Genomic DNA, 22,739 nt, shown 5'->3' with positions numbered 1-22,739 from the left:
GCAATGGGAATTTAAAGTGCGGTCATTTTTTTACAAGAATTTGAGATTTTAAGAAACCATACTATTTATTGTTAGACTTACTCAACGATTTTTATGAGGATGATTTAATGAATACAACAAAACCTTTCCCTTTACCTACCGGCTATTTTGGTATTCCTCTCGGATTAGCGGCGCTATCCTTGGCATGGTGGCATTTGGAGAATTTCTTCCCTTGGGTACAAACTATTAGTGATGTAATCGGCATTACGGCTATCTTTGTCTGGTCGCTCTTTATTGCCATGTATGGTTATAAATTACGTTATTACTTCCACGAAGTGAGAGAAGAATATCACTGTCCCGTTCGCTTTTCTTTTATTGCATTAATTCCCATTACAACTATGCTAATCGGAGATATTGCTTATCGCTGGAATCCTGTTATTGCGGAAGTGATGATTTGGCTTGGTACGATTACTCAATTATTGTTTTCTTCTTTGAGAATCAGTGAACTTTGGAAAGGCGGTGTGTTTGAGCAAAAATCAACGCGCCCGCCTTTTTATTTACCCTCTGTGGCTGCGAATTTCACCAGTGCAAGCTCACTTGCTTTACTCGGGTATCATGATCTTGGCTACCTATTTTTCGGCGCAGGTTTCATCTCGTGGATTATTTTTGAGCCGGTATTGCTCCAGCATTTACGTATTTCTTCCTTAGAGCCGCCTTTCCGTGCCACGATGGGAATTATTCTCGCTCCGTCATTTGTCGGTGCATCCGCCTATTTAGCGGTTAATCAAGGGGAAGTGGATATTTTCGTCAAAATCTTGTGGGGTTATGGCTTTTTACAGCTGTTCTTTTTGTTACGTATTTTCCCTTGGATTATAGAGAAAGGCTTAAATATCGGCTTATGGGCATTCTCATTCGGATTGGCATCCATGGCAAATAGTGCGGTTGTTTTTTATCATCATAATGTCCTATCCGGCATTGCCATGTTTGCCTTTATTTTTTCTAATTTAATGATAGGATCGCTTGTGTTGATGACGTTGTGGAAGTTGGTGAAGAGGGAGTTTTGGATAAAGTAAAAGAAGTGTACCTTCTCCCTTTCTTAAAATTTGATAACTCTTTAGCGTATAAAGAAGTCTTTTGGCTTTGTTGGGCGTTTCGCTAGACACAAACTTATTGATTAGATTTAGGTTGCGTTAGAAAAATTTCTGACGATCCTAATCTGCCGCTAATCTGTTTTGTGGTTATCGGCATTTACGGTTACCGATGCTGGAAAGTATTGAAATAACCTTGAAAACACAAAGAAACCGATCCATCGCGGATCGGTTTTTTATTGAGCGCGACAAGCGGTCGGTTGCTTGCGAAAGAGTGCAAAATACCCACGCTGCCCGATAAACCGCTTTTTTGTCAGAAACGGGCATTCTGACAGAAAAGAAAGGCGAATTTTTTGTGATTTTGTTCACATAACTTTAACAAAATTAACCTTTTTATCACCTTTTTATACTCGACCGTGCGGTTTCAGCGTAATCTTACGGCGTGAGTACAAATGTAAAAGGAGTCATAAATGGTTAAGCAATACCAAATGTATATTGACGGGGCATTCGTGCCGTCGGTCTCAAACCGCACTTTTGCCGTATATAACCCGGCGACCGAGCAAATTTTATCCGAAGTGCCGAGAGCCAATGTGGACGACGTTACCCGAGCGATTGACGCCGCGGCTCAGGCTCAGCCGGATTGGGAGCAGTGGCCGGCGGTGGAGCGTGGCCAATATTTGCACCGGATAGCTGACGGTATTCGTGCCAGAGCGGGCGAAATTGCCGAAACTATTTCGGCGGAAATGGGTAAAACCCTGAGTTTAGCGACCGTAGAAGTGAATTTTACCGCCGATTATTTGGATTATATGGCGGAATGGGCACGGCGTTATGAAGGTGAAATTATCCAGAGCGATCGCCGCAATGAACATATTTTGCTCTATAAAAAAGCTATCGGCGTGGTAACCGGTATTTTGCCGTGGAATTTTCCGTTCTTTTTAATTGCCCGCAAAGCGGCGCCCGCGCTGGTGACCGGTAATACGATTGTGATTAAACCGAGTGAAGAATCGCCCAATAATGCGGCGCTATTTGCGGAGATTGTCCATCAAATCGGCTTGCCTAAGGGCGTCTTTAATGTCGTAACCGGTTTTGGAAATGAAATCGGCGAAGCGCTCTCTTCCAATGAAAAAGTCGGAATGGTGTCGTTTACCGGCAGCCAGCTGACCGGTCAAAAAGTGATGGCGGCGGCGAGTAAACATATCATTAAGGTGAATTTGGAACTCGGCGGTAAAGCGCCGGCGATTGTGTTGGCAGACGCCGATTTGGACTTGGCGGCAACGGCGGTGGTCAATTCCCGTGTGATTAATTCGGGGCAAGTGTGTAACTGTGCCGAGCGGGTGTATGTGCAGAGTAGCGTCAAAGCGGCCTTCTTGGCGAAGCTGGTTGAGAAAATGCAAGCGGTCAGTTACGGCGATCCTCTTGCAAAAACGGATATTGATATGGGGCCTTTGGTGAATGAAAAAGGGTTACAGAAAGTTCAGGCAATCGTGGAAAATGCCGTCGCGCAGGGCGGAAACCTTGTTCTCGGTGGAAAAGCGGTTGAGCAAACCGGCTATTATTTTGAACCGACGATTATAGATAACGTGCATAATGCAATGGAGATTATGCGTAGTGAAATTTTTGGGCCGGTAATTCCGGTGGCGACTTTCGAGACGCTTGGTGAAGCGATTGCGCTGGCTAACGATTGTGAATACGGCTTGACCTCATCTATCTATACTCAAAACCTCAATAGCGCAATGACCCTGATTTCCCGACTCAAATTTGGTGAAACGTACGTCAATCGGGAGAATTTTGAAGCAATGCAAGGCTACCACGCCGGCTGGCGAAAATCCGGCATTGGCGGTGCAGACGGCAAACACGGCTTGGAGGAATATTTACAAACTCAAGTGGTTTATTTGCAGTTTCGTGGTGAGTGACGGGGCTGAATATTAATTGATCATTTTAATTTAGAGGCTATCTAAGCCTCTATTTTTTAGCCTATCTCTATAAGCCCTTTTTAAGATTACTAACAATCATTATTCTAGCCTCGGTCTGAATAGTTTTCTTTACAAAACTGTCGTTTTAATAAACAAATAGCGTTTTTTTATCTGTTTTGTAATATTTTGATAAAGCTATATCAGAAAAATGTAATTCTATGAGTATAACCTACACAAGGTATGCTGATGATATTATATTTTCTACAAATTCTGTAAACATATTATTTAATATACCGAAAATAGTGGAGAGTCTTCTTCATGATATTTATCAAGGTGATATATCTTTAAATAAAGAAAAAACAGTATTTTTTTCTAAGGTTCATAATAGACATGTAACAGGGATAAGGTTATCAAATGATAGTAAACTCTCTATTGGAAGATATAAAAAAGGGTATTATCTTCTAAAATACAACATTATTTATTAGGGTATCTTAAGGAAGATAAAATTAAAAAATTAAAAGGAGAGCTTGCATTCTCCTTTCATATTGAACCAATTTTAAAGAAAAGATTTATAAGAAAATATGGCAAAGGATACTTTCTTAAATTAGATAAGAAACTATGATATATAAGTGCGGTTAATTTTAGGATAGTGAACCGCACTTTGTTATATGATATAGCTATTTACTCAAATATCCCCCAACACTTTCCCCAACACCTCCCAATAAGTCTGCACCGCCGAGATCTGTACTTTCTCATCCGGTGAGTGAGCGTTGCGAATCGTAGGGCCTAAAGACACCATATCAATATGCGGATAATGTTCTTTCAATAAACCGCATTCAAGACCTGCGTGGATCACTTTGATTTTAGGCTCTTTGCCTAATACTTCGGTATAATGTTTTTTCGTTAAGTTGAGAATGGCGGAATCGTTCACCGGTTTCCAACCTGGGTACGGGGCGGAGAATTCGGTTTTCGCACCGGCTAAAGCGGCAACGGAACTTAATAGCTCGGTCACATAAGCTTTACCGCTTTCAATCAATGAGCGCACTAAAATCGTGCTTTTCACCTTATCACCTTCTGTTTTTAACACGCCGATACTGAGCGAGCTTTCCACTACGTTTTTAATCACGTCACTATTGCGAATCACACCGTTTGGTAAAGCGTTTAACAAATGAATCACCGTTTTTGTGCTTTGTGCGGTGAATACGGTTTCGGCTTTGGCTGTCGGTTCAATAAAGAGGGCTAAATTTGGTTCGGCAATCGCTAATTCTTCTTTGAGTAAAACTTCAAGATTTTTAACCGCACTTTCAAGGGCATTAAGATCACCATTGAACGCTAGTACGGCAGCGGCTTCACGGGGAATTGCATTACGAATTGAGCCGCCACGAATTTCCGCTAAATCAAAGTGCGGTTGACTTTGTGTCAGTTTTGCTAATACGCGTGCTAACACTTTAATCGCGTTAGCTCTGCCAGTATGAATATCACAACCGGAATGCCCACCGCGCAAGCCTTTTAACGTGAGTTGAACACAATGCTCAAAAGAGTTGGTTTCTCGTTCTATGGTTAGTTCCAAATTGGCATTAATGCCGCCGGCACAACCGATATAAATTTCACCGATTTCCTCGGTATCCGTATTAATGAGAATGTCTGACTGTAACCAATTACGGCGAAGATTTAATGCACCATCCATACCTGTTTCTTCGGTCATCGTGAGTAAAACTTCAAGAGGCGGATGCGCCACATCATCACTTTCTAACACTGCAAGGGCGGAGGCTAAACCAATTCCATTGTCCGCACCTAAGGTTGTACCTTGTGCTTTCACCCAATCTCCATCAATATACGGACGGATTGGATCTTGGGTGAAATCGTGCGGATTGCCTTCGTTGGCTTGCGGCACCATATCCAAATGGGCTTGCAATGCTACCGGCATGCGGTTTTCCATTCCTGCCGTTGCCGGTTTACGAATCAACACATTGCCCGCTTCATCACGTTCCACAAAAAATTGTTTTTCTTTCGCCCAATTGACAATGAGATTTGCCAATTCGTCCTCATGATGAGACGGATGAGGGATAGCACAAATTTGATCAAACCATTTCCATAATAATTGTGGTTGTAGGGTAGTAATTTCAGACATATTTTCTCCTTTTTACGAAAAATTTCACGAAATAATAGCATAAAACCTTGTTTCAGGTTATCCTTACGCAATTTTTATTTATTGATATAGGTGTAATGATGAGCGAAAAATATGTGGTGACTTGGGATATGTTCCAAATGCACGCCCGCAAATTATCAGAGCGTTTACTTCCGGCTTCCCAATGGAAAGGTATCATTGCAGTGAGTCGGGGCGGTTTATTTCCGGCAGCCGTGTTGTCACGCGAACTCAATATTCGCCACGTAGAAACCGTTTGTATCGCCAGTTATCACGATCATAAAAATCAAGGCGAGCTTCAAGTTTTACACGCTGCGGAAGTACCAAACGGCGGTGAAGGTTTTATCGTTGTAGATGATTTAGTGGATACCGGCAATACAGCCCGTGCGATTCGCGAAATGTATCCGAATGCTAAATTTGTCACGGTTTTTGCCAAACCGGCAGGAGCAAAATTAGTGGACGATTATGTCATTGATATCCCACAAAATACATGGATTGAACAACCTTGGGATTTAGGTTTAACGTTCGTTCCTCCCCTCGCAAGAAAATAAGACTGTTAAATAAAAGAGCGGTTGAAAATCTCTAAGATTTTACAACCGCATTTACACAGACAAGTTTCAATTTGAGGATAATAGATTCGTCTAACTCATTTCTTGTCGTGCACTAATATTTCAATATTTCACTTTCTTTTGGTACGGCAACTTTTGTCAAGTTATTTTCCTTCACAAATTTTCGCATTTCATCTGAAGTCACCGAAGCATGATTTACTGCATCCATATGTACTGTAATAATATTCGCATTTGGTGCAACTTGACGGGCTTTGGCGACATCAGCTTTACCCATAATGATGCTATCTGGGTTGCCTTCCATCTGGGCATAACCCGTATTCATGACAATGACGTCAGGTTTATAGTGATTGAGTGCAAAATCCACTTCATAATTCCAAATGGTATCACCCACGATATATAGGGTTTTCTCACCATTTGCTTGCATTACGACGCCCATTGCTTCACCTGCCAGTTCGGCAAATTGTGGGTTAGAATACATTTGATCCGTACCATGCTGTCCACCGGTTTTACTTAATTTTACCTTGTTAAATTCGGTATTTTTACCGACTACGCGAACATCTTTAAAACCTTGTGAACGGATAATTTGGGCATCACCAGCATTTTGTACAAAAACCGGTAAGTTTTTAGGTAGTACTTTTTGTGCATATTCGTCCCAATGATCTGCGTGTGTATGAGTTACGATCACTGCATCGATGCCTTGTAATATCTTCTCAACCGGCTCTGCCATATCAATCAAAGGGTTGCGTTTCTGACTATGGATTGTCCCTTCAAAACCTGCATAAGAGCCTTTAGGAGCAAGGTATGGATCGACTAAAAAAGTGCTGTCTGCCATTTCAATTTTTGCGGTTGCATTACGGATATGCTGATAGCTGATTTCGGCATTAGCTGTCGTGGCAAAGGTTGCCGCCATAAGTGTAAAAGTAGATTTTAATTTCATTTTGTGTCCTCCTATAAAAAATAGAATGAATTAAATCGCCTATGCGGGATACAGTCATTATGAAAGAGAAATAAAATGAAAAATATTGACTTATTATTCAAAAATAGAAATGATTAGGTCAAATTTATTAGATTGAGAAAAAATGTCAATTCCAACTGTTGCAATTGTAGTTTATCCCCAGTTTAACTTTTTTCAGTTTTCTGTGCCCTATATGGTGTTTTCAACAGAAATTGAGGAAGCTCCTTTATTTAAGGTCAAGATTGCGGCGGAAGACTCAACGGCTACACAATCTTACCCTGCTACGATTGTGGCTGACGGTGATTTGAGTTTGTTAGATCAAGCCGATTTTGTTGTTATCCCCGGTTGGGATAATGTATTGAAAATCCCCTCTGATGCCGTTATACAAGCATTACAGCAAGCAGCAAAACGTGGAGCAATGATTGTAGGATTGTGTTATGGCGCATATCCACTTGCTTATGCCGGATTATTGAATGGTAAAAAAGCCACAACCCATTGGTTAGGTGAAGCCGATTTTAGACAACGTTTCCCACAAGTAAAATTGGATTGCGATGCGATTTATATTGAAGATGAAAATATTATTACTTCCGCAGGAACGTCAGCAGGGCTGGATTGCTGTCTTGCAATTGTTCGTCGACAATATGGGGTAAAGATTGCGAATCAATTGGCGCGACTATTAGTACTTCCTCCTCATCGGGAAGGAGGACAAGCTCAGTTTATCGAGCAGCCTATCGCACGTAAAACTGCTAATGAAAATATCAATGAATGGTTAGATATTATACGAACTAACCTAAAAGGAGACTATTCGATTAATCAACTAGCCAAGCAATTAACGATGAGTCGTAGCACATTTACTCGACATTTTCGTCAAGCAACAGGGATGGCATTCACCGAATGGCTGATTGAAGTCCGCCTCCAAAAAGGGCGGGAATTATTAGAAAGTACCAAATTGACGATTGACGAGATTGCTCACCAAATTGGCTTTCATTCCACAACGGCATTCCGCCAACACTTTAAAGCCAAACATCACATCAGTCCAAAACAATGGCAAAAGCGGTTTTCTATATTATGAGGTATAAAAAACAATAAGGTATAAAACAAAGGGCTGAATTGGCATTGGTCATTCAGCCCTTTATTTTCCCTTCATCTTAAATTTCCGTATAATACACGCACATAAAACGTATTCAAATCAACTGCACTTTCAAGGATTCTAAATGATACAACCTCGTTTCGTCCATCTCCGTACACACAGTGATTTTTCCATGATTGATGGGATTGCCAAGGTGAAACCTTTGGTCAAAACCTGTGCAGAAAATAATATGGTGGCGATGGCATTGACGGATTTTACCAATTTTTGTGGTGTCGTACGTTTTTATGGGGAAGCATTGTCTGCCGGCATTAAACCGATTATTGGTGCGGATGTGCGGGTGCGCAGCGAGTTATGCGGTGACGAATTATTCGAGCTGACCTTGCTTGCAAAAAATAATACGGGCTATAAAAATATCACATTGCTATTGTCGAAGGCTTACCAACGGGGTTATGACGATTTGCCCTATATTGACCAAGATTGGTTAATCGAACACCGTGAGGGCGTTATTATTTTATCTGGCGGGACAAAAGGTGATGTGGGTAAAAAATTATTGAAAGAAAATGCGCTAGAAACACAAAGTGCGGTTGGTTTTTACCAAGAATTTTTTCCTGATCATTTTTATCTGGCTTTAGCGCGAACCGGTAAACTTGATGAAGAACGTTATATCAAAGCCGCTTGCATCCTTGCGGAGACTCAAAATTTACCTCTTGTGGCAACCAATGATGTTGTCTTTTTAAAGCCGGATGATGCGGAAGCCCATGAAATTCGCGTGGCGATTCATGACGGTTATACGTTGGATGATCCCAAACGCCCTAAACTTTACACCGCACAGCAGTATTTCCGTACCGAACAGGAAATGTGTGCGTTATTTGCCGATATTCCTTCCGCCCTTGAAAACACCCTATTAATCGCACAGCGTTGTAGTGTTACCTTGCGTCTTGGTCAATATTTCTTACCGCAATTTCCAACGGGAGAGCTGAGTACGGAAGATTATTTGGTCATGAAATCGAAAGAGGGCTTGGAAGAACGCTTGGCGTTTTTGTTTCCCGATGAAAAAGTGCGGTCGGAAAAACGCGCGGAATATGATGAGCGTTTGCAAGTGGAACTCGACGTGATTAACCAAATGGGGTTCCCTGGTTACTTTTTGATCGTGATGGAGTTTATTCAATGGTCGAAAGATAACGATATTCCCGTGGGGCCGGGACGGGGTTCCGGTGCGGGGTCATTGGTGGCGTATGCGTTAAAAATTACTGATCTCGATCCCTTAGAATTCGATTTACTTTTTGAACGTTTCTTAAACCCCGAACGTGTATCAATGCCGGATTTTGACGTGGATTTCTGTATGGACGGACGGGATCGCGTGATTGAGCACGTAGCGGAAACCTACGGGCGTGGTGCGGTATCACAAATTATTACTTTCGGTACGATGGCGGCGAAGGCGGTGATTCGCGATGTCGGGCGGGTATTGGGGCATCCCTACGGTTTTGTGGATCGCATTTCTAAATTGATTCCTCTTGATCCGGGAATGACACTTGCCAAGGCCTTTGAAGTTGAGCCTCAATTACAAGCAGCTTATGATACCGATGAAGAAGTACAAGCGCTTATTGATATGGCACGCAAGCTGGAGGGGGTGACCCGAAATGCCGGTAAGCACGCCGGCGGTGTGGTAATTTCACCGACTTTAATTACCGATTTTGCGCCGCTTTATTGTGATAGTGAGGGGCTTCACCCGGTTACCCATTTTGATAAAAATGATGTGGAATATGCCGGCTTAGTAAAATTTGACTTCTTGGGATTACGCACCCTCACTATTATCAAATGGGCGTTGGATATGGTCAATGCACGTATGGCGAGAGAAGGAAAACCAATGGTGGATATTGCTTCAATTCCATTGGATGATCCGGATTCTTTTGAATTGCTCAAACGCTCCGAAACGACAGCCGTATTCCAGTTGGAATCGCGCGGTATGAAAGATTTGATTAAACGCCTACAACCGGACTGTTTTGAAGATATTATTGCGTTGGTGGCTCTATTCCGCCCCGGCCCGCTGCAATCGGGAATGGTGGATAACTTTATCGATCGTAAGCACGGACGTGAAGAAGTTTCTTATCCCGATGTGAATTATCAGCACGAAAGCCTGAAACCGATTTTAGAGCCTACCTATGGCATTATTTTGTATCAAGAGCAAGTAATGCAAATTGCCCAGGTTCTTGCAGGCTATACGTTAGGCGGGGCGGATTTATTGCGACGGGCAATGGGTAAGAAAAAACCGGAAGAAATGGCGAAACAACGTTCTGTCTTTGAACAAGGCGCGATCAAAAACGGCGTTGACGGTGAACTTGCCATGAAGATTTTCGATTTGGTGGAAAAATTCGCCGGTTATGGTTTTAATAAATCCCACTCGGCAGCCTATGCATTGGTTTCCTACCAAACACTTTGGCTGAAAACCCATTTTCCTGCGGAATTTATGGCGGCGGTGATGACATCGGAAATGGACAATACCGATAAAATTGTTGGTTTGTACGATGAATGTTTGCGTATGGGATTAAAAGTTACCCCACCAGATATTAATGTGGGTAAACATCATTTCAGTGTGAATGAAAACGGTGAAATCGTGTATGGTATCGGTGCGATTAAAGGTGTGGGAGAAGGCCCGATCGAGGCATTGGTTAACGCACGAAATGAGGGCGGGTTCTTTAAGGATTTATTTGATTTGTGTGCCCGTGTCGATTTGAAAAAAATCAATCGGCGCACCTTTGAAAGCCTGATTATGTCCGGTGCATTTGATAAATTGGGGCCGCATCGCGCCGCACTGGCTAAAAATTTGGAAGATGCCCTTAAAGCGTCCGATCAGCATGCCAAAGATGAAGCGATGGGGCAGTCTGATATGTTCGGGGTGCTGACGGAAAGCCATGAAGAAGTTGAAAATGCCTATGCCAATACGCCGCCTTACACGGAAAAACAAATTTTAGACGGCGAACGTGAAACCCTAGGGCTTTATTTAAGCAGTCATCCAGTTAGTCGTTATTTAAAAGAGCTTTCTCATTACAGCTCAACCCGTTTAAAAGAACTGACACCGAATCGCCGCGGACAAATTAGTACGGCAGCCGGCTTAGTTGTCTCATCGCGCATTGCGATTACCAAAAAGGGGAATCGACTGGGTATTGCGACATTAGATGATCGCTCGGGGCGTTTAGATATTACGTTATTTGGCGAAAGTTTGGAGCAGTTTGGCGAAAAACTGCAAAAAGACACGGTAGTGGTGGTATCGGGGCAAGTGAGTTTTGATGATTTTTCCGGTGGTTTAAAAATGACCGTACGGGATATGATGACGTTAGATGAAGCCCGTTCCCGCTATGCAAAATCGCTTGCCATTAGTTTATCGGACGAACAAATCACGCCGGTGTTTATTAAACAACTGAAACAAATGCTTGAGCCGGTTAGCGGCGGAACCTTACCGATTAATGTGTATTATCAAAGCTCAAAAGGCAGAGCGCTGTTACGCCTTGGTGTTCAGTGGTCGATTACCCCGACCGATGAAATTTTAACGGAATTAGCCAATATGTTGGGCGAAAGTGCGGTTGAATTGGAGTTCGGATAACGGAACTTGTATCAATCATCCAAATTAAGGACAGACAGGGCTTCCTGTGCTACAATCGCGCAACGAATTGCAATTTAAAAAATAAGAGAAATTATGACCGCACTTAATGTATTAATTTATCCTGACGAACACTTAAAAGTCGTTTGTGAGCCTGTTTCCGAAGTCAATGACACTATTCGCAAAATTGTAGATGATATGTTTGATACCATGTATCAACAGGAAGGCATTGGGTTAGCCGCACCACAAGTGGATATCTTACAACGTATTATTACCATTGATATTGAGGGAGATAAACAAAATCAATTGGTCTTAATTAATCCGGAAATTTTGGCGTCGGAAGGCGAAACCGGTATTGAAGAAGGTTGTTTATCCATTCCGGGCGTGCGTGCGCTTGTGTCGCGGAAAGAAAAAGTGACGGTGAAAGCCCTTGATCGCGACGGTAACGAATTTACCTTAAATGCGGACGGCTTACTTGCCATTTGTATTCAACACGAAATTGATCACCTCAACGGGATTTTGTTTGTGGATTATCTTTCTCCTCTTAAACGCCAACGTATTAAAGAAAAATTAGTAAAATACAAAAAGCAATTGGCAAAACAATAACGAAAAATGCGGTTAATTTTGACCGCATTTTACTTTCTCTTTCGTATTATCGGGAATATTCTTAAACATAACGCAGAACATGATGAAACCACTCAATATTATCTTTGCAGGCACGCCTGATTTTGCCGCACAACATTTACAAGCCTTAATCAATTCTCGACATAATGTGATCGCCGTTTATACGCAGCCTGATAAACCGGCAGGTCGTGGCAAAAAATTGCAAGCCAGTCCGGTGAAACAGTTGGCATTGCAACATAACATTCCTGTTTATCAACCTAAATCCTTACGCAAAGAAGAGGCGCAACTTGAATTAAAGGCATTAAATGCCGATGTAATGATGGTCGTGGCGTATGGCTTAATTTTGCCGAAAGCGGTTCTGGACGCACCGCGTTTAGGCTGTTTAAATGTGCACGGTTCTATTTTGCCGCGTTGGCGTGGTGCCGCACCGATTCAGCGTGCGATTTGGGCGGGCGATGTTCAGACCGGTGTAACCATTATGCAAATGGATGAAGGTTTAGACACCGGCGATATGTTACATAAAGTTTATTGTGATATTTTGCCAACGGAAACATCAACCAGCCTTTATCATAAACTCGCCGAACTTGCTCCGCCGGCATTAATTGATGTGTTGGATAATCTTGAGAACGGAAAATTCAGCGCAGAAAAACAAGATGATAGTCAAAGCAATTATGCGGATAAACTTTCCAAACAGGAAGCCGAATTGGATTGGTCTCTTTCCGCTGCACAACTTGAACGTAATATTCGAGCGTTCAACCCGTGGCCGATGGCTTATTTCGGCACGGAAGATCAAGAAGGCAATTCGCAAACCTTAAAAGTGTATCAAGCGGAAGTGTTAGCTCATCAAGATAAACCGGCGGGTATGATTTTACGTGCGGATAAAACCGGCATTCAAATTGCCACGGCTGAGGGCGTGTTGAATATTCTGCAATTACAACCGACAGGTAAAAAGCAGATGGCGGTGCAAGATTTGTTAAACGGACGGGCAGATTGGTTTCCTGTCGGTAAGGTGCTAGCCTAATGAAAGCTCAACGTTCATCTCAAAAACCGAGAAAAAATCAGCCGATGAAAAAAACACGGGAAAAATCAACCGCACTTTCCACAAGAGCGGTTGCCGCACAGGTTATTTTACAAGTGCTTGATGAAGGGAAATCCCTTTCCGGCTTAATTCCTGCCGTACAGAACAGCGTAAAAATACAAGATCTACCGCTCCTGCAAGAAATTTGTTTTGGCGTATGCCGAGTGCTGCCTCGTTTGGAGCAAATTATCCAACGTCTTGTGGATAAACCGCTCAAAGGCAAAACCCGCATTGTGCATTGTTTGTTGCTGGTCGGGCTGTATCAACTACTCTATATGCGTATCCCTGCACATGCTGCGGTGGATGAGGTGGTGAATGCAACAAAAACGTTAAAATCGGATAGTTTTAGAGGGTTGGTGAATGGCGTACTACGTCGTTTTTTACGTGAACAAGACACTATTTTGGCACAAGCGGATAAACATTGGCACACCCTACATCCGGAATGGTTTGTCAATAAATTGAAAAAGGCTTATCCGAATTGGCGTGAAATCATTGAGGCGAATAATCAAAAACCGCCAATGTGGTTACGGGTTAATTCACAACAAAACAGCACGGAAAATTACCGCACTTTATTGGCAGAATCGGAAATTGAGGCAGAAAATGGGATTCATCCCAATGCGCTACGCCTCAGCTCGCCTATTGCCGTGCAAAAATTACCTCGCTTTGTAGAGGGCGCGGTAACGGTACAGGATGTCAGCGCACAATGGGCGGCAACCTTGCTTGAGCCGAAAAATAATGAGTGGATTTTAGATGCTTGTGCCGCCCCGGGAGGGAAAACGACACATATTTTAGAACTTGCTCCGCAAGCCAAAGTGATCGCGTTGGATATTGAAGCACAGCGTTTGAGCCGGGTGGAAGAAAACTTGGCACGTTTAAACCAACGGGCAATTGTAGTTTGCGGTGATGCGACTAAACCGGATCAATGGCTGGCGGAAATCGGACAAAGTGCGGTGGAATTTGACCGAATTTTACTTGATGCGCCCTGTTCCGCCACCGGTGTTATCCGCCGTCACCCTGATATCAAATGGTTACGCCAAGAAACGGACATTGTACAACTTGTGGCATTACAAAAAAGTATCTTAAAAGCCCTTTGGGCGAAATTGAAGCCGAATGGCATTTTATTATACGCTACCTGTTCCGTTTTAGCTGAAGAAAATCGTGAGCAAATCGCTGCTTTTCTCGAGGAACAACGTGATGCCGAATTACTGGCGTTACCCTTCACCGATGATAAAAGTGCGGTCGGTTTTCAGTTTATTCCGCAACAAAATGGCGGTGACGGGTTTTATTACGCAAAATTGCGTAAACGGGCATAAACCAAGGGGGAGAAAATGTTTCCTCATATAGATGTGATTATTCCTTGCTATAACGTAGAAAAAACATTAACACGGGCGGTGGAATCTGTTTTGAATCAACCTTGTTTAGGAAAAATTTGGCTGATTGATGATGCCTCGACCGATGGTACGCTTGCATTGGCGAATTACTTTGCCGCACAGTATCCGGAGCGGATTTTTGTCGAGTCAATGAATAAAAACGGCGGGGTCGCAAAGGCACGAAATTGGGGCGCATTACAATCTGCTAACGAACTAATCGCTTTTTTGGATGCGGATGATGCCTATGAGCAAGGCGCATTGGAAGTGGCGGCGGCAACCTTTCATTTTCAGCCGGATACTTCGTTGGTGCGCTTAGCCTTAAAACCGATAGGGTTGGCGGTTCGTTATGCCGAACACCCTAATTTTGATTTTGCCTGGCAGCATATGAGAATGACCTGTGGTGGAAATGTAGTGTTTCGCCGTGCTTTTTTCTTGGCTTGCGGCGGATTTCCACAGAATGCGTTGTTTCGAGAATTAGGCGGTGAAGACGGCGCATTGGGTATTGCAACCACAAAAATCGCGAAAGTGGCAACCCTATTTGATGAGGCGGGCGTGCTACATTATTGCCGCGACGGTATGCATGCGGAGCGGTTATTGGATGCGATTTTATTTCAAAAAATCGATGAACAGGTAACCGAAGAGAAAATGGCGCAAGCCAATGCAATAACCGATGAAATCTGTCGCCAAGTGAACGTGTTAAAGTGCGGTCTAAATTCGGTGAAAATCGGTATTCAACCTCTTATCTTAACAAGGAGCGAGGCATGAAAATAATGATCCTGGGTGCCGGACAAGTGGGAACGACATTAGCGGAAAGTCTGGTCAGCGAAGATAATGATATTACTTTGGTGGATAACGAATCACCACGACTTCAGGCTTTACAGGAAAAACATGATTTAAAAGTCGTGCAGGGTTCGCCTGCTTCACCGAAAATCTTGCGTGATGCCGGTGCGGTAGATGCGGATTTAATGGTGGCGGTGACATCGTCGGATGAAATCAATATGGTGGCTTGCCAAATCGGCTATACGTTATTTAATACGCCGACCCGTATTGCACGTATTCGTAATTCGGAATATTTACGGGAAAAAGACAAGTTATTCAATGATGAAAATGTGCCTATTAGCCATTTGATTTCACCGGAAAATTTGGTGACGGATGAAATTACCCGTCTGATTGCTTATCCGGGGGCATTGCAAGTGGCGCATTTTGCCAAAAACCGTATCAGCGTTGTGGTAGTAAAAGCGTATTACGGCGGCGCATTGGTGGGGCATGCCTTGTCCGCTTTCAAAGAGCATATGCCGCATATTGAATTTCGTATTGTTTCGATTTTACGCAGTGACAAAACAATTCGCCCTCAAGGTTCGACGATTATTGAAGCCGGTGATGAAATTACATTTATTTGTGCGACAGAGCATATTAAAGCGGTAATTAGCGAATTACAACGTCTCGAAAAGCCTTACAAACGCGTGATGATTGTAGGTGGGGGAAATATTGCCGCCGGCGTAGCAAAACAATTGGAAGAGCATTGTACGGTAAAATTAATTGAGCGTAATGCGGAACGTGCGCAAGCCTTAGCGGAAAAATTAGCGAAAACTTTGGTTTTTCACGGTGATGCTTCCGATCAAAATTTGTTGTTTGAAGAACATATTGAGAATGTTGATGTGTTTTTATCATTAAGTAGTGATGATGAAGCCAATATTATGTCGGCATTGTTGGCAAAACGCTTAGGGGCGAAAAAAGCCATGGTGCTGATTCAGCGTATGGCGTATATCGGCCTAATTCAAGGCGGCACGATTGATATTGCCGTTTCTCCGCAGCAAGCGACAATTTCCGCTTTGTTGGGGTATGTGCGTAAAGGTGATGTGAAAAATGTAGCGAGCTTACATCACGGCGCTTCCGAAGCAATTGAAATTGTTGCCCACGGTGATTTGAATACTTCCAATATCGTGGGAAAAACGATTCGTCATATCCGTTTGCCTGCCGGTTGCATTATCGGTGCGATTTTACGCAATAATGAAGTGATTATCGGGCATAAAAATGTTGAGATTCGGGACGGTGATCATGTCATCGTATATTTAGGTGATAAAAAAGCGGTTTCTGAAATCGAAAAATTATTCCAACCAAGTTCATTCTTTATTTAAAGGGTTTACTTTTTAACCGAAGAACATATAATACGCCATGTTTTTAACTGTAAGTAAAAGGAAAAACTTATGAGCTTTATAAAGGAATTTCGTGAATTCGCGATGCGTGGCAATGTTGTTGATATGGCTGTCGGTGTAATCATCGGCGGTGCGTTTGGCAAAATTGTAAGTTCACTTGTGGGTGATGTCGTGATGCCTGTATTGGGTATCTTAACCGGCGGAGTAGATTTTAAAGATTTAAAATTTATTTTAGAACCAGCAAAAGGTGACATTCCGGCAGTAACATTAAACTACGGTATGTTTATTCAAAACGTCTTCGATTTCGTCATTATTGCATTTGCAATCTTCTTAATGGTAAGAGCGATCAACAAATTGAAAAAACCAGTTGAAGCGGCCCCGGCGGAACCCTCAAACGAAGAAAAATTACTGACTGAAATTCGTGATTTGTTGAAAAAATAATTTATCTTAGAACAGAATAAAAAAGTTGGCTTATGCCAACTTTTTTATTTTCTGTCTTAGGGTAAAAACAAATTAAAAAATAATAGATTTTTCTACCGCACTTTTATCGCTAAGTTTTTAAACACGCCACAAAATGTGTCCCGTTGTCGCTATTAAAGGAGGGTTTTTGTAAACGACAATTTTCGTCTGCAAGCGGACAGCGGGTACGAAATACACAACCTGAAGGCGGATTAATCGGTGAGGGAAGATCGCCCTCTAACAGCTGAATATTTTTATTTCGCTCCAATTTAGGATCGGGAATAGGTACGGCGGACATCAACGCTTTAGTGTAAGGGTGTTTGGTGTGATTATACACCTCATCGTCACTTCCCAATTCCATGGCATTGCCTAAATACATTACAAGTACCCGGTCGGAAATATGTTTTACTACCGCAAGATCATGGGCAATAAAAATAAGTGACAGCCCCATTTCTGCTTGTAATGATTTCAATAAATTCACTACTTGGGCCTGAATGGAAACATCCAGTGCGGAAACCGGTTCATCGCAAATAATTATTTTCGGTTCAATAATTAATGCTCGGGCAATGCCGATACGTTGGCATTGTCCCCCGGAAAACTCATGGGGATAACGATTGATTAAATTTGGCAATAAACCCACTTTTAACATCATCGCCCGCACTTTTTCTTTCACTTGTTCTGCGTTTAAGTGAGGCTGATAAATTTTAAGCGGCTCCGCAATAATTTCACCAATATTCATTCGGGGATTGAGCGACGCGAGCGGATCTTGGAAAATCATTTGGATATCTTTGCGTGTATCGCGCCATTGTTTGGGGGATTGTTTGCGTAAATCTTTTCCCAGCCAAATAATTTCGCCTTCGTTCGCTTCCACTAAGCCAATAATGGCTCGGGCAAGGGTGGATTTTCCACAGCCCGATTCTCCCACGACGCCTAAGGTTTCACCGGCATAAAGTTGAAAAGACACATTTTTTACTGCCTTTAAGGTTTGCGGTTTGGCAAAAAAGAGGGCTTTATCATTTTTGATTTTGAAGGATACGCCCAGATTTTTAACCTCTAATAACAAATTTTTCTCTTTAATCATAAGGTTTGTCCTTCAAATTGTTCCGGCGGAAGCCAGCAATTTCGTAAATGTCCTTTGCAAAGCGCGGTGAGTTTTGGTGCGGTTTTACATTGCTCGCCGGCATAATGACAACGGGGTGAAAACGGGCAGCCCGGCGGTAAATGTAATAAATTTGGCGGATTTCCCGGAATCGTCACGAGCGTTTCGTTTTTACCATCAAGACGAGGAATCGCCTCCATCAGCCCGAGGGAATACGGATGGGTCGGGTGATAGAAAATTTGTTCCGCCGTGCCGTATTCCATCGTCCGACCAGCATACATTACGAGTACTTGATCGCAAATACCCGCTACTACGCCAAGATCGTGGGTGATCATAATAATCGCTGTGTTAAATTCCCGCTTAAGCTCGTTTAACAAAGTCATAATTTGAGCCTGTACCGTCACATCAAGGGCCGTGGTCGGCTCATCGGCGATCAGTAATTTCGGGCGGCAAAGTAATGCCATGGCAATCATCACCCGTTAGCGCATTCCACCGGAAAATTCGTGCGGATACATTCCCATACGTTTTTTCGCCTCGGGCATTTTCACCGCCTCCAACATTTTCACCGATTCGTTAAGTGCCGTCTGTTTGTCGTAACCTTTGTGCAATATCAGGACTTCCATTAATTGCTCACCTATTTTCATATAGGGGTTCAATGATGTCATCGGATCTTGGAAAATCATTGCAATTTGTTCTGCTCGGATTTTATTTAGTTGTGCAGTCGGTAAATTGAGCAGTTGCGTACTGTTAAATAGGGCCGAACCGGAAACTTTCCCGTTTGGTGCGAGCAAGCCCATTAAGGCAAAAGCAGTTTGGGATTTACCGGAACCGGATTCCCCTACAATGCCGAGAGTTTGTCCTTCGTCTAAGGTGAAATTGAGATCATTCACTGCCGTGACAATGCCGTCAGGCGTATGGAAATTGACATAGAGGTTTTGTACATTCAGTAAGTGCGGTTGATTTTTATATTGTTTTTCCATAAACCTCTCCTAGCGATCTTTCGGATCAAGCGCATCGCGCAAGCCATCGCCGATAAAGTTAAAACAAAATAGTGTTAAACAGAGGAAAAATGCGGGGAAAATTAAAAGCCAAGGGGTGACTTCCATTTGTGCCGCTCCATCACTTAATAATGCACCCCAACTGCTCATAGGCTCTTGTGTACCCAAACCTAAAAAGCTCAAGAAAGACTCAAACAAAATCAGCCCCGGTACTTCAAGAGAGGCATAGACTGCGACTAAACCCAAGACATTAGGAATAATATGTTTGAGAATAATTTGACGACGCGGTACACCGCATACAATGGCGGCTTCGACAAATTCTTTATTTTTGAGGCTAAGGGTTTGACCGCGTACAATCCGAGCTAAACCCAGCCATGCAATCGCACCAATGGCAATGAAGATGAGTAAAATATTCTGTCCGAAAAGGGTGACGAGCAAAATTACAAAAAACATAAAAGGGAATGAGCTGAGAATTTCTAAGAAACGCATCATCACCATATCAACTTTGCCGCCAAAGTAGCCTGAAATCGCCCCATAAATTGTCCCGATCATCACAGAGATTAGCGCACCGGCAATGCCCACCATAAGGGAAACCCGTCCGCCAATAGCAACGCGAACCAGAAGATCGCGACCCGATGAGTCCGTGCCGAAGAAATGCAATCCCTCCGTAGTTGGAGCAACGCCCATCATATTCCAATCCGTATCTTCATAAGTAAAGGGGAAACAGAGCGGTGCAAAAGTGATAAATAACACAATGAATGCCAATAAAATTAAACTGGTTACGGCCGCTTTGTTGCGGAAGAAACGGCGTTTTGCATCTTGCCAGAGACTGCGTCCTTCAAGCTGCATTTCATTCGTACGTTCTGCAAGCTGTTCGACAAATTCGGTATTTTTTTGATTAATAGGTTGGGTCATTGCACACTCCTAATAACGAATTTTCGGGTCAATGACTGCATATAAAATATCGACAATCATATTAAACAAAATAGTGAGCGAGCCAACCAGAATGGTTAAACTCAATACTAAAGAATAATCACGGTTTAGCGCACCATTTACAAATAATTTTCCCATACCCGGTAAACCGAATACGCTTTCGATCACCATTGAGCCCGTGATAATGCCCACAAATGCGGGACCGAGATAAGTGATGACGGGCAAAAGTGCAGGGCGCAGTGCGTGTTTTAAAATAATTCGACGGGTAGAAAGCCCTTTGGCTTTGGCGGTGCGAATAAAATTGGAATGAAGCACTTCAATCATTGAACCACGCATAATTCGGGCGATCCCCGCTACATAACCGATAGTGAGTGAGGCAACCGGTAAAATTAAATAAGGCAGGCTACCTTCATTCCAACCTCCGGCAGGCAACCAACCAAGCCAAATAGCAAAAAACAATACAAGGAGCGGTGCGAATACAAAACTAGGCATAATCACCCCTGTCATCGACATACTCATCAAAATGTAATCCCACCTACTGTTTTGTTTTAATGCGGCGATGGTTCCGGCAGAAATACCAAGCGTGAGCGCAAACAAAAAAGCAATGCTGCCGAGTTTAAGGGACACCGGAAATGCCGCGCCGATTAAATCGTTCACAGACTGATCTTTATATTTAAATGAGGGGCCAAAATCCCCTTTAGTAAGGTTTTCTAAATAGAGCAGATACTGTTTGTGAAGCGGTTCGTTTAGGTGATATTTTGCCTCAATGTTTGCCATTACCTCAGGCGGATAGGCACGTTCTGAAGTAAAAGGGCTACCCGGTGCCAAACGCATAAGAAAAAAAGAAAAAGTAATTAAAATAAACAGGGTCGGAATCGCTTCCAACACACGTTTAAGAATGAATTTGAACATGATCACTCCGGCCGAAAAATATCAAAATAATATTTCCTAGGCGTCCTCCATTTGTAGCGGAGGTTAGATTTTTGTATAGAAAATAAAAGTGCGGTCAAAAAAATAATCGTTTTTCCAACCGCACTTTTTCTTAATGTTTAATGATATAAAGATTGCGCAAGAGAATATGATCTTGCGGATCTTTAGCGGTATAACCGCCCACGTAAGGTTTTACCAGGCGCGGATTAACGTAATTGTAAACCGGCACAATGGCGAAATCTTTCGCCAAAATCGCTTCCGCTTTGGCATAGGCTTGCGCACGACCTTTCGCATCGGTGGCCAAATAAGATTCCGCCATTGCCTTATCATATTCCGCATTGGCGTATTTTGCCGTATTGTTACTGGAGGTTGATAAGAAATAATTACCGAAAGTTGTCGCTTGGTTGTAATCGGCATTCCAGCCGGCACGAGCCACATCGTAACGACCGGCACGGCGACTATCAATGTAAGTTTTCCATTCTTGGTTTTCTAATTTCACCTCAATTAAGCCTTTGGTATTGGCTTTCCACATAGAAGCGGCAGCGATTGCCACTTTTTTATGGTTCTCGTTGGTGTTGTAAAGAATGGTAAATTTCAACGGATTGGATTTGCTGAAACCCGCTTCTTCCAATAATTTAATCGCCTCTTCGTTACGTTTTGCCATTGGCTCTTGGGAATAAGCCGGTTGTTGGATTTGTTCTCCCTCTGCAATATAAGGTGGCGTGAAAACGTAAGTCGGTGTTTGACCTTGCGCCAGTACTTTATCCGTAATCACATTACGATCAAGGGCATAGTTTAGGGCCTGGCGTACCCGTTTATCATTGAAAGGCGCTTTCAGATTGTTGATTTCATAGGTATAAGTCGCCAAAGTGCGGGCAGTGAATACTTGATCGGGCAATTCTTTTTTCAACTTGGCAAATTGCTCCGGAGGAAGAGCGTAGCTGGTAATATCTAAGTCCCCGGCACGATAACGGGAAACATCGGTACTCGGGTTTTCGATTGCTAAGAAAGTCGCCGTGTTGATCACGGTTTCTTTATCATTCCAATAAAGCGGGTTACGTTCAAACTCAATTTTTTCGTTGATAACATGATCTTTTAGTTTGTAAGCACCGTTGCTCACAATATTTTCTTTTTTCACCCAAGCATCGCCAAATTTTTCAATGATTTTTGGCGGTACGGGTAATAAAGATTGGTGAGTGGTTAAACCGGCAGCATAAGGTACGGGATTGGAAGAGTAAACTACAAAGGTGTAATCGTCTTTGGCTTCCACGCCTAATTCTTCCGGTTTTTTCTTGCCGTTAATAATATCTTGCGCATTTACTACTTGCATATAATCTAAAAAGCTGGCGTAAGGCGAAGCTGTACTAGGGGTGACTAAACGACGCCAAGAATACACAAAATCTTGTGCTGTAACAGGATCACCGTTTGACCATTTAGCATCTTTGCGAAGATGGAACGTCCAAGTTTTATAGTCCGGCGAGCTTTCCCAACTTTCTGCCACACCCGGTACCAGTTCACCGTTTGGATCGGTACTGACTAAACCTTCAAAAAGTTGATAGGCAACTTGTGATTCGGGTACTCCTTCGGTTTTATGCGGATCGAAACTTTGTAGTTCCGAACCGTTATTAATGACAATATTTTGTACGGGCGCAAGTTCCGTCCCTGTCGGCACTTTTGCCGCATAAAGGCTGCTGGAAAGGGCTAAAGTAAGGGATGAAAAAACAAATTTGGTGAGTAGGTTATGTTGCATAGAT

18 protein-coding genes and 1 pseudogene are annotated in these 22,739 nt (G+C 42.9%); 12 read left to right on the top strand and 7 right to left on the bottom strand.

Annotation, left to right across the window (positions count from 1 at the left end; translation table 11 throughout):
- Positions 1-107: 107 nt before the first annotated feature.
- The 3 genes from tehA to BKL51_RS12310 all read left to right on the top strand — a co-directional run bounded on the left by tehA (position 108) and on the right by BKL51_RS12310 (position 3,465).
- The gene (gene tehA / locus BKL51_RS01335) at positions 108-1,052 is read left to right on the top strand and encodes a dicarboxylate transporter/tellurite-resistance protein TehA (RefSeq protein ID WP_077464959.1); all 945 of its coding nucleotides are present in this window, start codon (positions 108-110) and stop codon (positions 1,050-1,052) included.
- Positions 1,053-1,537: 485 nt separating this feature from the next.
- Positions 1,538-2,980 carry an aldehyde dehydrogenase gene (aldA, locus tag BKL51_RS01330; protein ID WP_077464958.1) on the top strand — a complete coding sequence of 481 codons (1,443 nt, stop codon included), beginning with the start codon at positions 1,538-1,540 and terminating at the stop codon, positions 2,978-2,980.
- A gap of 197 nt (positions 2,981-3,177) precedes the next feature.
- Positions 3,178-3,465, top strand: coding sequence for a reverse transcriptase domain-containing protein (locus BKL51_RS12310; RefSeq protein WP_369801901.1), 288 nt, complete (start codon positions 3,178-3,180; stop codon positions 3,463-3,465).
- Positions 3,466-3,665: 200 nt separating this feature from the next.
- Here the strand turns inward: BKL51_RS12310 and pepD are convergent, their stop codons facing one another.
- Positions 3,666-5,111 carry a beta-Ala-His dipeptidase gene (gene pepD / locus BKL51_RS01320; protein ID WP_077464956.1) on the bottom strand — a complete coding sequence of 482 codons (1,446 nt, stop codon included), beginning with the start codon at positions 5,109-5,111 and terminating at the stop codon, positions 3,666-3,668.
- Between the two features lie 98 nt (positions 5,112-5,209).
- Between pepD and gpt the strand changes: the two genes are divergently transcribed.
- Positions 5,210-5,677, top strand: a complete 468-nt coding sequence (gene gpt / locus BKL51_RS01315; RefSeq protein ID WP_077464955.1) for a xanthine phosphoribosyltransferase — start codon at positions 5,210-5,212, stop codon at positions 5,675-5,677.
- Positions 5,678-5,789: 112 nt separating this feature from the next.
- Here the strand turns inward: gpt and BKL51_RS01310 are convergent, their stop codons facing one another.
- Positions 5,790-6,632, bottom strand: coding sequence for an MBL fold metallo-hydrolase (locus BKL51_RS01310; RefSeq protein ID WP_077464954.1), 843 nt, complete (start codon positions 6,630-6,632; stop codon positions 5,790-5,792).
- 142 nt (positions 6,633-6,774) lie between these two features.
- On the opposite strand from BKL51_RS01310, the gene BKL51_RS01305 reads away from it, so the two are divergent.
- The 8 genes from BKL51_RS01305 (at position 6,775) to mscL (ending at position 17,007) form a co-directional block, all read left to right on the top strand.
- Positions 6,775-7,722, top strand: a complete 948-nt coding sequence (locus tag BKL51_RS01305) for a GlxA family transcriptional regulator (protein ID WP_077464953.1) — start codon at positions 6,775-6,777, stop codon at positions 7,720-7,722.
- Positions 7,723-7,864: 142 nt separating this feature from the next.
- Positions 7,865-11,341 (top strand): DNA polymerase III subunit alpha, encoded by a 3,477-nt coding sequence (gene dnaE / locus BKL51_RS01300; RefSeq protein ID WP_077464952.1) that lies wholly within the window; start codon positions 7,865-7,867, stop codon positions 11,339-11,341.
- Between the two features lie 93 nt (positions 11,342-11,434).
- A complete protein-coding gene (gene def / locus BKL51_RS01295) occupies positions 11,435-11,944 on the top strand; it encodes a peptide deformylase (protein ID WP_077464951.1) in 510 nt (169 codons plus the stop codon).
- 82 nt (positions 11,945-12,026) lie between these two features.
- Positions 12,027-12,983 carry a methionyl-tRNA formyltransferase gene (gene fmt, locus BKL51_RS01290; protein ID WP_077464950.1) on the top strand — a complete coding sequence of 319 codons (957 nt, stop codon included), beginning with the start codon at positions 12,027-12,029 and terminating at the stop codon, positions 12,981-12,983.
- Positions 12,983-14,353: a 16S rRNA (cytosine(967)-C(5))-methyltransferase RsmB gene (gene rsmB, locus BKL51_RS01285; protein ID WP_077464949.1), complete on the top strand. Its 1,371-nt coding sequence runs from the start codon at positions 12,983-12,985 to the stop codon at positions 14,351-14,353. The genes fmt and rsmB overlap by 1 nt, the downstream gene beginning before the upstream one ends.
- A 15-nt stretch (positions 14,354-14,368) precedes the next feature.
- A complete protein-coding gene (locus BKL51_RS01280; protein ID WP_077464948.1) occupies positions 14,369-15,175 on the top strand; it encodes a glycosyltransferase family A protein in 807 nt (268 codons plus the stop codon).
- Positions 15,172-16,548: a Trk system potassium transporter TrkA gene (gene trkA, locus BKL51_RS01275; RefSeq protein WP_077464947.1), complete on the top strand. Its 1,377-nt coding sequence runs from the start codon at positions 15,172-15,174 to the stop codon at positions 16,546-16,548. The genes BKL51_RS01280 and trkA overlap by 4 nt, the downstream gene beginning before the upstream one ends.
- A gap of 69 nt (positions 16,549-16,617) precedes the next feature.
- Positions 16,618-17,007 (top strand): large-conductance mechanosensitive channel protein MscL, encoded by a 390-nt coding sequence (gene mscL / locus BKL51_RS01270; protein ID WP_077464946.1) that lies wholly within the window; start codon positions 16,618-16,620, stop codon positions 17,005-17,007.
- Between the two features lie 109 nt (positions 17,008-17,116).
- Here the strand turns inward: mscL and oppF are convergent, their stop codons facing one another.
- The 5 genes and pseudogenes from oppF to BKL51_RS01245 form a co-directional block, all read right to left on the bottom strand.
- Positions 17,117-18,106: a murein tripeptide/oligopeptide ABC transporter ATP binding protein OppF gene (gene oppF / locus BKL51_RS01265; protein ID WP_077464945.1), complete on the bottom strand. Its 990-nt coding sequence runs from the start codon at positions 18,104-18,106 to the stop codon at positions 17,117-17,119.
- A pseudogene (locus BKL51_RS01260) lies at positions 18,103-19,104 on the bottom strand (ABC transporter ATP-binding protein). Before BKL51_RS01260 ends, oppF begins: the two are co-directional and overlap by 4 nt.
- Before the next feature lie 9 nt (positions 19,105-19,113).
- Positions 19,114-20,037 carry an oligopeptide ABC transporter permease OppC gene (gene oppC / locus BKL51_RS01255; RefSeq protein WP_077464944.1) on the bottom strand — a complete coding sequence of 308 codons (924 nt, stop codon included), beginning with the start codon at positions 20,035-20,037 and terminating at the stop codon, positions 19,114-19,116.
- Between the two features lie 9 nt (positions 20,038-20,046).
- Positions 20,047-20,967, bottom strand: a complete 921-nt coding sequence (gene oppB / locus BKL51_RS01250) for an oligopeptide ABC transporter permease OppB (RefSeq protein ID WP_077464943.1) — start codon at positions 20,965-20,967, stop codon at positions 20,047-20,049.
- 130 nt (positions 20,968-21,097) lie between these two features.
- Positions 21,098-22,735, bottom strand: a complete 1,638-nt coding sequence (locus BKL51_RS01245; RefSeq protein ID WP_077464942.1) for an ABC transporter substrate-binding protein — start codon at positions 22,733-22,735, stop codon at positions 21,098-21,100.
- Positions 22,736-22,739 lie beyond the last annotated feature (4 nt).

The organism is Rodentibacter sp. Ppn85, from assembly GCF_001999335.1.
Classification (GTDB): domain Bacteria; phylum Pseudomonadota; class Gammaproteobacteria; order Enterobacterales; family Pasteurellaceae; genus Rodentibacter.
The sequence above is the reverse complement of the archived record's forward strand: the minus strand, read 5'-3'. Positions and strand labels throughout refer to the sequence as shown.